The sequence below is a fragment of the Pseudomonas sp. NPDC088322 genome (assembly GCF_044740745.1).
Taxonomy (GTDB): Bacteria; Pseudomonadota; Gammaproteobacteria; order Pseudomonadales; family Pseudomonadaceae; genus Aquipseudomonas; species Aquipseudomonas shirazensis.
The window spans coordinates 361,126-374,354 of record NZ_JBIURK010000002.1 but is presented as its reverse complement, the minus strand read 5'-3'; the positions used below and the strand labels follow the sequence as shown (position 1 = coordinate 374,354).

Annotated in this window: 13 protein-coding genes; 4 read left to right on the top strand and 9 right to left on the bottom strand. The window is 63.4% G+C overall.

Going from position 1 to position 13,229, the window contains the following annotated elements:
* Positions 1–7: 7 nt before the first annotated feature.
* On the bottom strand, positions 8–445 hold the full coding sequence (locus tag ACIOAU_RS05965; protein ID WP_150569417.1) for a carboxymuconolactone decarboxylase family protein: 438 nt from the start codon (positions 443–445) through the stop codon (positions 8–10).
* Positions 446–658: 213 nt separating this feature from the next.
* On the opposite strand from ACIOAU_RS05965, the gene ACIOAU_RS05960 reads away from it, so the two are divergent.
* Both ACIOAU_RS05960 and ACIOAU_RS05955 read left to right on the top strand, forming a co-directional pair.
* Positions 659–1,117, top strand: a complete 459-nt coding sequence (locus tag ACIOAU_RS05960) for a nucleoside deaminase (RefSeq protein WP_150569416.1) — start codon at positions 659–661, stop codon at positions 1,115–1,117.
* Positions 1,114–2,310: a CynX/NimT family MFS transporter gene (locus ACIOAU_RS05955; protein ID WP_150569415.1), complete on the top strand. Its 1,197-nt coding sequence runs from the start codon at positions 1,114–1,116 to the stop codon at positions 2,308–2,310. Before ACIOAU_RS05960 ends, ACIOAU_RS05955 begins: the two co-directional genes overlap by 4 nt.
* On the opposite strand, the gene ACIOAU_RS05950 is transcribed toward ACIOAU_RS05955, so the two are convergent.
* From ACIOAU_RS05950 to ACIOAU_RS05925, 6 genes are all read right to left on the bottom strand, one after another.
* A complete protein-coding gene (locus tag ACIOAU_RS05950; protein ID WP_150569414.1) occupies positions 2,303–3,736 on the bottom strand; it encodes a PLP-dependent aminotransferase family protein in 1,434 nt (477 codons plus the stop codon). The genes ACIOAU_RS05955 and ACIOAU_RS05950 overlap by 8 nt on opposite strands.
* Before the next feature lie 41 nt (positions 3,737–3,777).
* The gene (locus ACIOAU_RS05945; protein ID WP_188035826.1) at positions 3,778–4,560 is read right to left on the bottom strand and encodes an EAL domain-containing protein; all 783 of its coding nucleotides are present in this window, start codon (positions 4,558–4,560) and stop codon (positions 3,778–3,780) included.
* Positions 4,561–4,805: 245 nt separating this feature from the next.
* Entirely contained in the window at positions 4,806–6,032 is a 1,227-nt protein-coding gene (glcF, locus tag ACIOAU_RS05940; protein ID WP_150569413.1) for a glycolate oxidase subunit GlcF, read from the bottom strand.
* Between the two features lie 9 nt (positions 6,033–6,041).
* Entirely contained in the window at positions 6,042–7,094 is a 1,053-nt protein-coding gene (gene glcE / locus ACIOAU_RS05935) for a glycolate oxidase subunit GlcE (RefSeq protein WP_150569412.1), read from the bottom strand.
* On the bottom strand, positions 7,094–8,593 hold the full coding sequence (gene glcD, locus ACIOAU_RS05930) for a glycolate oxidase subunit GlcD (RefSeq protein WP_150569411.1): 1,500 nt from the start codon (positions 8,591–8,593) through the stop codon (positions 7,094–7,096). Before glcD ends, glcE begins: the two co-directional genes overlap by 1 nt.
* Before the next feature lie 24 nt (positions 8,594–8,617).
* On the bottom strand, positions 8,618–9,850 hold the full coding sequence (locus tag ACIOAU_RS05925; protein WP_150569410.1) for a M20/M25/M40 family metallo-hydrolase: 1,233 nt from the start codon (positions 9,848–9,850) through the stop codon (positions 8,618–8,620).
* 102 nt (positions 9,851–9,952) lie between these two features.
* Between ACIOAU_RS05925 and ACIOAU_RS05920 the strand changes: the two genes are divergently transcribed.
* Positions 9,953–10,852, top strand: a complete 900-nt coding sequence (locus ACIOAU_RS05920) for a LysR family transcriptional regulator (protein WP_150569629.1) — start codon at positions 9,953–9,955, stop codon at positions 10,850–10,852.
* A 28-nt stretch (positions 10,853–10,880) separates the two neighbouring features.
* Here the strand turns inward: ACIOAU_RS05920 and ACIOAU_RS05915 are convergent, their stop codons facing one another.
* Positions 10,881–11,897 carry a zinc-binding alcohol dehydrogenase family protein gene (locus ACIOAU_RS05915; RefSeq protein WP_188035827.1) on the bottom strand — a complete coding sequence of 339 codons (1,017 nt, stop codon included), beginning with the start codon at positions 11,895–11,897 and terminating at the stop codon, positions 10,881–10,883.
* Between the two features lie 192 nt (positions 11,898–12,089).
* Positions 12,090–12,392: a DUF2388 domain-containing protein gene (locus ACIOAU_RS05910; protein ID WP_101318955.1), complete on the bottom strand. Its 303-nt coding sequence runs from the start codon at positions 12,390–12,392 to the stop codon at positions 12,090–12,092.
* Between the two features lie 167 nt (positions 12,393–12,559).
* Here ACIOAU_RS05910 and ACIOAU_RS05905 point away from each other — a divergent pair, with 167 nt between their 5' ends.
* On the top strand, positions 12,560–13,189 hold the full coding sequence (locus ACIOAU_RS05905; protein ID WP_101318957.1) for a glutathione S-transferase family protein: 630 nt from the start codon (positions 12,560–12,562) through the stop codon (positions 13,187–13,189).
* Positions 13,190–13,229: the final 40 nt, after the last annotated feature.

Here is a 13,229-nt window from a genome sequence, read left to right as displayed (position 1 = left end):
CCGCAGCTCAGGCCGGGATCATGGCGAACCCTACGCCGAAACGATTCCAGGCGTTGATGGTGGCAATTGCCAGCGTCAGGTTGACCACTTCGGCAGGCTCGAAATGCTCCTGCAGCGCTTGATACTGGGCTTGCGGCGCACCGTGTTCAGGCAACTTGGTCAGGCTCTCGACCCAGGCCAGCGCCGCCCGCTCGCGAGGGGTGAAGTAGTGGGTTTCCTGCCAGACCAGCAAGGTTTGTAAACGGGCCTCGGTTTCGCCGGCCTTGCGCGCATCATTGCTGTGCAGGTTGACGCAGTAGGCGCAGCCGTTGATCTGCGAGGCGCGCAGGCGGATCAGCTCGAGCAGCGAGGTTTCCAGGCCACTGTTGGCCAGCGCCTGCTCCAGGCTGAGCATGGCTTTGTAGGCTTCGGGCGCGTGTTTGGCCCATTCAAGGCGACTGTGCATGGTTTGGCTCCGGTAGGTGCTAGAGGCCGCCGGCTGGCGGGCTGTTGCGCAAAGCTTAGCGCCGTGCAGCGTGGCGCCCGATAGCCAATCCCCGGCTTTGCCAGGAGGCCAATGGCGCTATTCAGGTGGCCACTGACAGGCATCCAATCTCTTCATTTCAGCCTTGACCCTGGAGTCGGGATAATCAGCGCATCGCTTACCGGAGATTCATTCATGTCCAACCCAAGCCATATGCGCGAAGCGCTGGATCTGGCCCGAGAGAATATTCAGGCCGGCGGCCGTCCGTTCGGGGCTGTGCTGGTCTATCAAGGTCGGGTAGTGGCGCGTGCCGTCAATGAGATCCACAGCAGCCAGGACCCAACTGCCCATGCCGAAATGCAGGCTATCCGCCAGGCGTCGCAGGTGCTCGGCACCGCGCGCCTGGACGGCGCAGAGGTCTACGCCAGCGGTCACCCGTGCCCGATGTGTCTGGCGGCCATGCACCTGTGCGGCATCGAGCGTGCATGGTTTGCCTACGACAACGACGAGGGCGCTGCCTTCGGCCTGTCGACCGCTGCCGTATACGCTGAAATGGCCAAGCCGGCGCAACAGCAAAGCCTGCCTTTGCGGCCACTCAAGCCGCAGGGCGAGGCTGGCCTGTATCAACAATGGCAGCAGGCCCAGCAGGTATGAGAGGTGCATTGAACCTGCTGCTGATCATGCTCCTGGCGCTTAATCTGCGGCCGATCCTGACCAGCATCGGGCCGTTGCTTGAAGCGATGCGCGCCAGTACCGGCCTTGGCTATCAGCAAGCGGCGCTGCTGACTGCGTTGCCGGTGCTGTGCATGGGCCTGGTGCCCTTGACCCAGCCCTGGCTGCGACGCTGGCTGAGTGAGCATGGCGGCATGCTGTTCGGCTTGGGCGCCATCGCTGCGGCATGCCTGTGGCGTTTGCAGGTGGCCAGCGCCTGGGCGCTTATCGTCAGTGCTTTGCTGGCCGGGATCGGCGTGGCGCTGGTGCAAGGCATGATGCCGGGGTTGGTCAACCGCTGGTTCCCGCAGCGGCTGGCAACCAGCATGGGCCTTTATTCAGCGGCGTTGATGACCGGCGGCGGCCTGGCGGCGGTGCTTGGCCCGCACATCAGCGAGTACTTTCAGCGCTGGCAGGTCGGCCTTGGCATCTGGGCAGTGCCGGCGCTGCTGGCAATGCTTGCCTGGGGCGTGTTGCGTCCACGCCAGGCGCCTGCACAGGCACCGGGCGCGGCGCGCGGGCACTGGTTCGGCAATCGCCGGGCGTGGTTGCTCGCACTGTACTTCGGCCTGATCAACGGCGGTTATACGAGCATGGTGGCGTGGCTGCCGGCCTATCACCTGGAGCACGGCGGCACCGCTCAGGGCGGGGGTGACCTGGTCGGTTTGATGACCGTGTTCCAGGTCATCGGCGCGCTGGGGATGCCATGGCTGTTGCGCCATCTGGTGGATCGCCGGCCTGGCCTGTGGCTGGCGTTGCTGGTGCAACTGTGCGGCTTCAGCGGGCTGCTGCTGGCACCCAACAGCGCGATGGGGTTGTGGGTCGGCTTGATCGGTTTTGGTCTGGGCTCATGTTTCAGCCTGAGCCTGACCTTGACTCTGGAGCATCTGAAAACTCCGGCAGAGGCGGGAAGCCTGGCGGCTTTCGTGCAAGGTATCGGCTTTATCATTACCGGCATCGTGCCGTACATCACCGGCTGGCTGCGCGATGTCACCGGCGACTTTGAGGCCTCATGGACCTTGCTCACGCTGACGGTAGTGGCCATGTTGCTGGTCACCGCTCGGTTCGTCCCGCAGGGCTACGCTGGCGCGATGGCCCGGCCAGCACGTGGTGCCGAGGTGCAGCCGCTCAGCTGATCTGGCGCAGGGTATCGGCGACCCGGTCCAGCGCCGGGTCGATATCCAGTAGCTCGATGGCGCCGAAGCCCAGTAGCAGGCCAGGGCGTACGGGCACCTCGCTGAAGAACGGCGCCAGCGAATACAGGCCGACCTCGACCTTGCGCACCAGCTTGATCAGCAACTCGACATCGACAGTGGGGCTGGCCAGCGCGCTCATGTGGAAGCCAGCATTGGCCGGCACCGCACTGAACCATGGCGCCAGGTCCCCCTGCAAACGCTGCAGGATCCGCCCGCGGCGGGCGCTGTATATTTCGTGGCAACGGCGGATGTGCTTGCTCAGGTAGCCCTCGTTGATAAACCGCGCCAGTGCCCACTGTTGCAGGGCCGGGCTGTGCAGATCGCTCAGGTGCTTGGCCACGCAGGCGGCGCTCAGTACCGCGGGCGGCAGCACCGCATAGCCGAGGCGCAATTCCGGCAGCAAGGTCTTGGAAAAGGTCCCGACATACGCCACCAGGCCGTGCCGGTCTAGCCGCTGCAGGGCGTCGCTGGTTGGTCCCTGATAGCGGAACTCACAGTCATAGTCGTCTTCGATGATCAGCGCGCCCAGCTCAGCGGCCTTGTCCAGCAAGGCCTGGCGGCGTGCTTCGCTCATCGGCATGCCCAGCGGAAATTGATGCGATGGCGTCACATAGATCAGCCGCGTGCCACGCTCGATCTGTTCAATGCACAGGCCTTGCTCATCCACCGGCACCGATTGCAGTTGAGCGCCCAAAGCGAGAAACAGCTGGCGCGCCGGCGAATAGCCGGGGTCTTCCATGGCCACTCGACAGCCCGGTTCGATCAGCACCCGGGCGATCAGGTCCAGCGCTTGCTGGGCGCCGTTGCAGACCAGGATATCAGCCGCGCTGCAATGCACGCCGCGGGCGTAGGCAATGTGATGGGCGATGGCTTCGCGCAGCTCCGCCAGGCCCTGGGCATGGAATTGCCGTTCGGGGTGGCGCTGGCTGCGGCGCAGGGCGTACTGCATGCAGCTGCGCCATTGGTCGAACGGGAACTGTGCCTTGGTCGAAGCGCCACCGATGAAGTCATAGCGCGACGGGCTGTCCAAACCGGGCCTGGCGAGCACCGTTGCCCGTTGCTGCCAGCGTTGCAGCGACGCGCTGGCCGCCAGTTCGACCACCGCCGTAGGGGTTGCCTGAGGCGCGCGCCGCTGGCTGATGAATGTGCCGCGGCCAACCACGGCGTTGAGCAGGTTGTCGTAGGTCAGGCGCGAATAGGCCTCGGCAACGGTCTTGCGCGACACGCCCAATTGCTCGGCCAGCAAGCGCGTTGGCGGCAGTTGGCTACCCGCCGCAAGGTGGCCGCTGTCGATACCGGCGCGCAGCTGCTGATAGAGCTGATCGGCAAGGCCTTTGCCCCCTTCGAGGCGAATGTGCAGTTCCATGGAGCGTTCCCGAGCGCGTCTGAATGCTCAGGATACCTGCTCTAGCAGACAGTTTCGCGGCCAGGCCAATGCACGTCCGGCAGTGTCTCGAAGCCAGGGCGGGCAAACAGATAGCCCTGGAACAGATTGACGCCCAGGCTGCGCAGTGTCAGGTACTCCTCGACGCGCTCGATACCTTCGGCGATCACCGTGATGTCGAGCTTGCGGCAGATACCGACGATGCCGTCGACAATCGCGCAGCGTGCGCGGCTCTGGTGAATATCGCGGATCAGCTCCATGTCGATCTTGATGATGTCTGGCTGAAACTCTGCCAGCAGACCCAGCCCTGAATAGCCAGCTCCGAAGTCGTCGATCGCGGTCTTGAAGCCAAGCTTCTGGTACTCGAGCACAATGCCGCGCAGGTGCTGCTTGTCGACCATGCTTTCGTTTTCAGTGAATTCGAAGATGATCCGATTGGTAGGGAAGTTGAAGCGCTGAGCAGCATCGAGCGTGGCGCGGATACACGCGGCTGGCTGATACACCGCGTTGGGCAGGAAGTTGATGCTCAGGTAGGTCGGCAGCGCGAGCTTGGTGGCCAGCTCCACCGCCTTGACTCGGCACGACTGGTCGAACTTGTAGCGATTGGCCTGAGTGACCTGGTCGAGGATGCTCTTGGCACCGCTGCCATCGGTGCCGCGGACCAAGGACTCGTAGGCGAATACGGCCGAACTTGACGCGTCGATGATCGGCTGGAATGCCATGCTGATGGCAAACGGCAGCGGTTCGCTGTCACGACAGTGGCGGCACCCAGGGGAAGGGGTTTCGCCGGTGCTGGAAATGTTCATTGCGGGTGCCTCTTGATGGCTGGGTATCAACATCTCGCCAGAGGCAGAAATGGCTTGAACGTGCGGGCCTCTTCCTGAGGTAGACAACTCCGATATACGGTATGACTGCATCAATGTGCGCATGGTATGCAAAAACAGTGGACGCGCGTGGCGAAAACCGACGCATGGCACTTTGGTATTACGGCTGCAGGGTACGTTTCCAGAGCGTTTTTGCGCCACTCTTGAAAACAGATCAAGCGAGTTGATCAGCCCTGCGCGGTCAACGCTTGCTCGACGATTTCGATCCAGTGCCGCACAGGCGTGCGGCCCGCGCCGTCGAGATGGGTCTGACAGCCGATATTGGCAGTGGCGATGATCTGCGGTTTGCCGCTTTCCAGCGCGTCCAGGCGATTATCGCGTAGTTGCCGGGCCAACTCGGGCTGGGTCAGCGAGTAGGTACCTGCCGAGCCACAGCACAGGTGCCCGTCCGGCACGCTGGTGAGGCTGAAGCCCAGCCGTGTCAACACGGCTTCCACCGCACCGCCGAGTTTGAGCGCATGTTGCAGCGTGCAGGGGCAGTGGAACGCCAGCCGTTGTTCGCGGCACAGGCCGAGCTGCTCCAGCGGCTCGTCGCGCACAACCTCCACCAGGTCACGGGCGAGGGCGCTGATGCGGGCGGCTTTGCCGGCGTACAGCGGGTCGTGGGCAAGCAAGTGGCCGTACTCATGGATAAACGCGCCGCAGCCGCTGGCGGTCTGCACAATGGCTTCAGCGCCGGCCTCAACCGCCGGCCACCAGGCATCGATGTTGTTCCGGGCGCGTTGCAAACCCTGCTCTTGGGCGTTCAAGTGATACTCCACCGAACCGCAGCAGCCCGCCGCCGGGCTTGGCTCGACACTGATGCCGAGGCGATCGAGCACGCGTGCGGTGGCGCTGTTGGTGTTGGGTGAGAATGCTGCTTGTACGCAGCCTTCAAGCAAGAGCACGCGACGGTTGTGCCGCGGTGCCGGGCGCAGGCCTGGCGCTGTCACGCTTGCAGGCAATTTGGTTTTTAGACCCGCCGGTAGCAGCGGGCGCAGTACCTGGCCGCTGCGAGTCAGCGCCTGGAACAGGGTTGGCCGTGGCACCACGGCGCGCAGCGCGCCACGTAGCAGGCGTTGACCGAGCGGGCGGGGTACCTGTGCCTCGACCACGGCGCGGCCGATGTCCAGCAGGTCGTGGTATTGCACGCCTGAGGGGCAAGTACTTTCGCAGTTGCGGCATGTCAGGCAGCGGTCCAGATGCAGTTGGGTGCTGGCGGTGACCGGCGCGCCTTCCAGCACTTGCTTGATCAGGTAGATCCGGCCACGTGGCCCATCCAGCTCGTCGCCCAGGAGTTGGTAGGTGGGGCAGGTGGCGGTGCAGAAACCACAGTGCACGCAGGAGCGCAGAATGCGCTCGGCTTCTGCGCCGCGGGCCAGGCCTTGTGCTGCTTCGCTCAGATTGGTCTGCATGATCTGCCCTCACAAGTCTGCATACATACGCCCGGGATTGAAGATGCCCTGGGGGTCGAGCTGCTGTTTGAGAGCTCGGTGGTAGCGCAGCAGCGCTGCGGGCAATGGGGTAAAGCTGTCAGCAACTGCTGAATAGGCCGTGGCGTGCCCTCCGAGGGCAGCGGCCTGGCTGCGGATCTGCGCAGCGGGTGCTGTGGACTTCAGCCAGCGCTGGGCGCCGCTCCAGTCGATCAGCTCGCGCCCAGGCAGGCCGGTGGGGCCTGAGGCAATTGGCAGCGACAGGCGCCAGAGCGGCTGCGAATCGGCAAAGAACGCCAGCCGCTGCTCGCGCAGATCGTCCCAGAAGCGGCTGTCGATCAGCTCGCCGCCGAGGCGCTGAAATGCCGACTGTACCGACCCTTCGCCACCTTCCAGGCGCAGGCAGAGTGCCTCGCCGTCATGGCAGGCTGCGCTGACCGGCAGCGGCTGTTGACCCCATTCAGCGAGCGCACTGAGTGCCAGATGCGCAGGCATGTGCAAGCGCAGGCTGAGGCATTGGCGCGGTCGCGGCAGCACTTTGAGCGAGACTTCGCTGAGCAGCCCAAGGCAGCCGAAGCTGCCGGTGAGCAGGCGTGACAGGTCGTAGCCGGCAACGTTCTTCATCACTTCGCCGCCGAACCGCAGCAACTTGCCGTGGCCGGTGATGACGCGGCTGCCGAGAACATGGTCGCGCACCGCCCCCGCCCAGGGCCTGCGTGGGCCGGAAAGCCCCGCCGCAACCGTGCCGCCCACTGTTGCTGCCGGCCCCAGATGCGGCGGTTCCCAGGGCAGCATCTGCCCAGCTTCAGCCAATACGGCTTCGATTTCAGCCAGTGGCGTCCCGGCGCGCGCGGTCAGGACCAGCTCGGCAGGGTCGTAGCTGACGATGCCGCTATGGCCGCGGGTGTCGATGAGCTCGCCTGCAACGGGGTTGCCGAGCATGGCCTTGCTGTTGCTACCCTGGATGCGCAGTGGCGTATTTGCAGCCAGCGCCTGCTTGACCTGATCAAGCAGATCCTGGCTCAGATCACCGGCAAGGCTCATCAGAAGCGCTCCAGGTCAGGGAAGGGCAGTTGGCCATGGTGTACATGCAGGGCGCCAAATTCGGCGCAGCGCTGCAGGGTCGGAATGTTCTTGCCGGGGTTGAGCAGCCCCCGCGAGTCAAACGCTGCCTTGACTGCGTGAAACAGGGTGATTTCGTCGCTGTTGAACTGCGCGCACATCTGATTGATCTTTTCCCGGCCGACGCCATGCTCGCCGGTAATGCTGCCACCCACCGCCACGCACAGCTCGAGGATCTTGCCGCCGATGGCTTCAGCCCGCTCCAGCTCGCCCGGCACATTGGCGTCAAACAGGATCAGCGGGTGCATATTGCCATCGCCGGCATGAAACACATTGGCCACGCGCAACCCATATTCGGCGGACAACTCAGCGATCGCACTGAGCACCCGCGCCAGCTGGCGGCGGGGAATCGTGCCGTCCATGCAGTAGTAGTCCGCTGAAATCCGCCCCACGGCAGGGAAGGCGTTCTTGCGCCCGGCCCAGAAACGCACCCGCTGCGCCTCGTCGCAGGCCAGTTGCACCTGGCTCGCCCCAGCCTGCTCCAGCACGGCCTGCACCCGCGCGCAGTCCGCTGTTACATCGGCTTCGACGCCATCCAGTTCACACAGCAGAATCGCCGCTGCGTCCACCGGGTAGCCGGCATGGATGAAGTCTTCAGCGGCGCGGATAGCGAGGTTGTCCATCATCTCCAGGCCCGCGGGGATGACCCCCGCGCCGATGATTTCGGCAACCGCGCGGCCAGCGTCCTCGACGCTGTTGAAGCTGGCCAACAGCACCCGCGCCACCTGCGGCTTGGCCAGCAATTTGACGGTGACTTCGGTGACAATGCCGAGCATGCCTTCGGAGCCGGTAAACAGTGCCAGCAAGTCAAAGCCCGGGCTGTCCAGAGCATCACTGCCCAGACTCAGGTGCTCGCCTTCGATGGTGAGGATGTCGACTTTGAGCAGGTTGTGCACGGTAAGGCCGTATTTCAGGCAATGCACACCGCCGGCGTTTTCAGCCACGTTGCCGCCAATCGAACAGGCGATCTGCGACGACGGATCAGGTGCGTAGTAGAGGCCGTACGGCGCTGCGGCCTGAGAGATGGCCAGGTTGCGTACGCCAGGTTGCACCCTGGCATAACGCCCCTGCGGGTTGACCTCAAGGATCTGGTTGAAGCGCGCCATCACCAGCAGGATGCCCTTGCTCAACGGCAAGGCGCCGCCGGACAAACCAGTGCCTGCGCCGCGCGCAACCACCGGCACCCCGCGCTGGTGGCAAATCCTGAGCAGCGTCTGCACCTGCTCCAGCCGCACTGGCAGTACCACCAGCAACGGCAGGGTGCGATAGACCGAGAGGCCATCGCACTCATACGGCTTGAGGTCCTCGCTGCGGTGCAGAATCTCCAGGTCGGGCAGGGCGCTGCGCAGCGCCCCCAGCACCTCGGCCTGGTCGATGGCCGGCAGCCGGCCATCGACGCGTTCATCGTAGAGAATGTTCATCACGCTCCCTCACGACTGCAAGGCTTACTGCGCCAGCTTCCTGATCATCGCCACCGTCAGGTACAAGCGCGGTGCGACACTGGCCAGCTCGATGTACTCGTCATCACCATGCAGCCCGGCACCGACCACACCCATGGTTTCCAGCACTGCAGGCTTCGCGCTGCCCGGCACGTAGGCATATCCGGCGTCGGTGCCAAAGCGCATCGCAATCGGCTCAAGCGTGCGATCGATCTGGCCATACAGCTGGCCGGCGGTTGTGGCCAGAGCGCTTGAGCCTTCATTGCGCGCCAGGGGTGGGCGGCCTTTCTCGAGGGTGACGCTGGTCTGGGTGTCGGCGATCAGCTGCTTTTGTGCGATGCGTTTGGCATCGGCCGCGACGCGATCGCTTTCGCTCAAGTCCGAATAGCGCATGTCGGCTTCGGCCGTGGCCAGGGCAGGAATGATGTTGGCCTTTTCGCCGGCTTTTGCCAGGGTCCAGTTGACCGTGGTGCCTTTGTTGGCATCGCCCAGGTCCTTCAACTGGAGGATCTGATGGGACAATTCAGTCAGTGCGTTGCGGCCTTCTTCAGGTGCAGAACCAGCGTGCGAGGAGCGGCCTTTGACTTCGAGTTTGAGGCGGTTGATACCGTTGGTGGCGACAGTGACGGCGTCCTTGTCTGGCGGCTCGTAGGAGAATACGTAATCATGCTTGCGGGCCAGCTCGGCGATGATCTTTTTGGAGCCGGCGGAGCCCATTTCTTCATCTGGATTGAACAGTATTGTGAGGGTCCGGTAGCCTTTGAATTGCTGGTCCTGCAGCAGCTTGAGCGCGTGCAGGATCATCGCCACGCCGCCTTTGGCATCGGCAACACCGGGGCCGTAGGCGCGTTCGCCTTCGATACGAAACGGCCGCTTGGCCACCGTGCCGGGGCCGAACACGGTGTCGTAGTGGACCATCAGCATGAAGTCTTTACTGCCGGTGCCCTTGAAGGTACCGACGATGTTGTCGCCAACAGAAGGTGTGGCGGGATGGGTTTCAACCTGGGCACCGAGCGCCTTGAGGCGCTTGACCAGTTCCGCGCTGACCTGGCTAAGGCCTGCTTCGGTGCCGGTACCGGTGTCGACCGAGACCAGGCTTTTGAGGGTGTCGAGGTAATGTGCTTGCTCGGCTTGGGCTTGCTTGAGCAGGTCCTGTGGGGTCGGTTCGGCGGCAATGGCCTGGGAGCAGGCCAGGCACAGGGCGAGGGCGGCGGCAAAGGGTGGGCGGGGCATCGGCATTGTTGGTCTCTTTTTATTGGCTTGAACTGTCAGCCTAGACCCTCAGCGCTCTACGGCAAGGCTTTGGCTTGAATAGGTGAGGATTGGCGGTTGATCAAGAAACTGGTGCGCATGGACGATCTGCAGGTATTCGTCACCACCGTCGAGGCCGGCAGCTTCTCGGCGGCGGCGCGGCAACTGGATATTTCCCCGGCCTTGGCCAGCGGTGCGGTGCAGCGCCTGGAGCGCAGCCTGGGTATCCGTTTGTTCGTGCGTTCGACGCGCAAACTGCGCCTGTCCGACGATGGCCAGCGCTACCTGCCGCATGCTCGTCAGGTGCTGGAAGCACTCAGCGAGGGTGAGTTGGCACTGGCTGACGGGCGCGAGGAAATTGCCGGGGCGCTGCGCCTGTCGATGCCTTCCGATCTGGGCCGTAACCTGCTGTTGCCGTGGCTGGATGAGTTTCAGGCGGCGCACCCACGGATCGAACTGCAGCTAAGGCTGAGCGACCAGGTTGCGGACTTTTTCAGTGACCGACTGGATGCGGGGATTCGTTATGGGCAGTTGGCCGACTCCAGCCTGGTGGCGCTGCCGCTGGCGGCGAACAACCGGCGCATCCTCTGCGCAGCACCTGCCTACATCGCCCGGCATGGTGCGCCGCGCACCCCAGAAGATCTCACCCAGCACAACTGCCTGCGCTACATGATGGGCGACCTGACCCATGAACGCTGGAGCTTTCATACCGAGCACGGCGTCAAGGCGGTGATGGTCGCCGGCGATCGCACCAGTGATGATGCCGATGTGGTGCGGCGCTGGGCGGTGGCGGGGCTGGGTGTGGTGTTCAAGTCGCAGCTGGATGTGCGCGCCGACCTCGAGGCCGGGCGCCTGGTCGAGCTGTTCCCGCGGGCCTGGGGGCAGCCGACGCCGTTGCACCTGGTGTGTGCCCACCGGCAGTCATTGACGCCGGTGGTGCAGCAATTGCGCGCATTCCTGTTACAGCGGCTGCAGGCCCTGGGCGATTGATCCAGGTACAGCCGCTGGCTGAGCAAGCCTAGGCGTCGAATCCTTCAAGGACGATCTTGCCCTTGGCCTTGCCGCTCTCGATCAGGGCGTGAGCCCGGCGCAGGTTCTGTGCATTGATCGCACCGAAGTGCTCACCCAAGGTGGTGCGTAACACCCCTTCGTCAACCAGTGCCGCAACTCGATCCAGCAATTGGTGCTGCTTGATCATGTCGGCGGTCTGGTACAGCGAGCGGGTGAACATCAGCTCCCAGTGCAGCGACAACGATTTGCGCTTGAGCGGCACGACGTCAAGGGTTGCCGGGTCGTCGATCAGCGCCAGCCGACCTTGTGGACGCAGGACTTCGATCAGCTGAGCGAAGTGGCGGTCGGTGTGGGTCAGGCTGATGACCATATCGACCTGGCCATCGCCGATCTGAGCAATCTGTGCGGGCAGCGGCTGGCTGTGATCGACCACATGATGCGCGCCCAGGTCCTTGACCCATCGCTGGGTTTCGGCGCGTGAGGCAGTGCCGATCACGGTCAGGTCGGTCAGTTTGCGGGCCAGTTGGGTAAGGATTGAGCCCACCCCACCGCCAGCACCGACGATCAGCAGGGTCTGCCCCTGGCCGCCACCTTCGGCAACGCCCAGGCGGTCGAACAACAGCTCCCAGGCGGTGATCGACGTCAGCGGCAGCGCTGCGGCACTGGCGGCGTCGAGGCTGCGCGGTTTGTGCCCGACAATGCGCTCATCCACCAAGTGAAACTGGCTGTAGCTGCCGGGGCGGTCGATGGCGCCGGCGTAGAAGACCTCATCGCCTGGCTGGAACAAGCTGACGTCGCTGCCGACCTCCCGGACGATACCCACGGCGTCCCAACCGAGTACTTTCGGCTGCGCGGTGCTGCCGCTGCCGGCGCGGACCTTGGTATCGACCGGGTTGACCGAGATGGCCTGCACTTCGACCAGCAGATCGCGGGGCCCAGGGGTGGGCTGCTCAAGCTCGGTGTCGAACAATGCCGCAGGATCGCTGATCGGCAGGCCGTGCTGGGTAAAGACAATGGCTTTCATGGAGGCTGTTCCGCTGGGTTGTGAAGAAGTGCAGCAACCATAGCGGCTGGCAGTGAGGGCACCAAGGCGTGGCGTGCCGAGACTGTTTCGTCGATTTATTGAAAATGACGGATGATTATCAAAGCCGCACAGCAAAAGACCACGTTACGCGGGGCGTAGACGTGGTCCAGTGTTTGTCGCATACAGCAGCGATCAGTTGTCTTGCGACAGGATCGCCTGAGCCAGCTCTTCGTCACTGACCTGCAGGCCAGGGTTGCTTTGACGCGCCTGCTCCAGCGCCGATTCAACGTAAGCGCCACGGATGGCACCGCCGCTGGCCACGAATGCCGACAGCTCGTCACGCGCCGGGATGATCCGTTTGTCATCCTTGAAGGTCGAGTACAGGGAAGCGGATACACCCGCCGAAGTAGCGATATCACGGCCATCGACACGGGCCATTGCCGAGCCAACAGGCAGCAGAACCAACAGCGAAGAAACAACAATCAAACGACGCATGGCGAAACCTCCAGAAGGGTGAAGCCTAGGGGAATGTCTGCATGATAATAAGAGCGGCAATGACTGAAACTAGTTCAATTGGCTGCGCGCGCGCAGTGGTCGACGTACCCGAGCCATGCTCTACTGCTGGGCGAGCTGTTTCATTCAACCCAAGCTGAAGGTCGACCATGTCTGAATACACGCTGCACTGCTTTGGTGAATCCGGCAACGCCTACAAGGTTGCGCTGATGCTTGAATTGACCGGTTGCGATTGGCAAGCGGTGCCGGTCGACTTCTTCAATGGCCAGACCCGAGATGAAGACTGGCGCAGCCAGGTCAATCAGCAGGGCGAAGTGCCAGTGCTTGAACACAACGGCAAAACTTTGACCCAGTCGGCGCTGATTCTCGAGTACCTGGCCGAGCAGACGGGCAAGTTTGGCTGGCACAGTGAAGACGAGCGCCGCGAGATCTGGCGCTGGATGTTGTTCGATAACCACAAATTCACCAGCTATTACGCGACCCTGCGTTTTCTCTACGGTTTGAAAAAGACCGGTGAAACCGAAGTCACGACGTTCTTCCGCGATCGAGCAAAAGCGGCCTATCGCGTGGTCGACCAGCACCTGAGCAGCACGCCCTATATGGTCGGCGGGCGCTTGACCATCGCTGACCTATCGCTGGCCGGCTACGTGTACATGCCTGAAGACACCGGCATGCAGCTGAGTGATTTCCCTCATATCGAAGCCTGGAAACAGCGGATCAAGGCTATGCCCGGCTTCAAGTTGCCCTATGAACTGATGCCGCGCGCCTCGAACCTCTGAGCCGTCGGCGTTGCTCCGCTTGCGCGGGGCAACGCCGGTT

Coding starts and splice junctions, on each gene's coding strand:
- ACIOAU_RS05955 (WP_150569415.1), top strand. CDS start 1,114: ATGAGAGGTGCATTGAACCTGCTGCTGATCATGCTCCTGGCGCTTAAT.
- ACIOAU_RS05925 (WP_150569410.1), bottom strand. CDS start 9,850: ATGCCGATGCCCCGCCCACCCTTTGCCGCCGCCCTCGCCCTGTGCCTG.
- ACIOAU_RS05945 (WP_188035826.1), bottom strand. CDS start 4,560: ATGAACATTTCCAGCACCGGCGAAACCCCTTCCCCTGGGTGCCGCCAC.
- glcE (WP_150569412.1), bottom strand. CDS start 7,094: ATGAGCCTTGCCGGTGATCTGAGCCAGGATCTGCTTGATCAGGTCAAG.
- ACIOAU_RS05960 (WP_150569416.1), top strand. CDS start 659: ATGTCCAACCCAAGCCATATGCGCGAAGCGCTGGATCTGGCCCGAGAG.
- ACIOAU_RS05905 (WP_101318957.1), top strand. CDS start 12,560: ATGTCTGAATACACGCTGCACTGCTTTGGTGAATCCGGCAACGCCTAC.
- ACIOAU_RS05965 (WP_150569417.1), bottom strand. CDS start 445: ATGCACAGTCGCCTTGAATGGGCCAAACACGCGCCCGAAGCCTACAAA.
- ACIOAU_RS05915 (WP_188035827.1), bottom strand. CDS start 11,897: ATGAAAGCCATTGTCTTTACCCAGCACGGCCTGCCGATCAGCGATCCT.
- glcD (WP_150569411.1), bottom strand. CDS start 8,593: ATGAACATTCTCTACGATGAACGCGTCGATGGCCGGCTGCCGGCCATC.
- ACIOAU_RS05950 (WP_150569414.1), bottom strand. CDS start 3,736: ATGGAACTGCACATTCGCCTCGAAGGGGGCAAAGGCCTTGCCGATCAG.
- glcF (WP_150569413.1), bottom strand. CDS start 6,032: ATGCAGACCAATCTGAGCGAAGCAGCACAAGGCCTGGCCCGCGGCGCA.
- ACIOAU_RS05910 (WP_101318955.1), bottom strand. CDS start 12,392: ATGCGTCGTTTGATTGTTGTTTCTTCGCTGTTGGTTCTGCTGCCTGTT.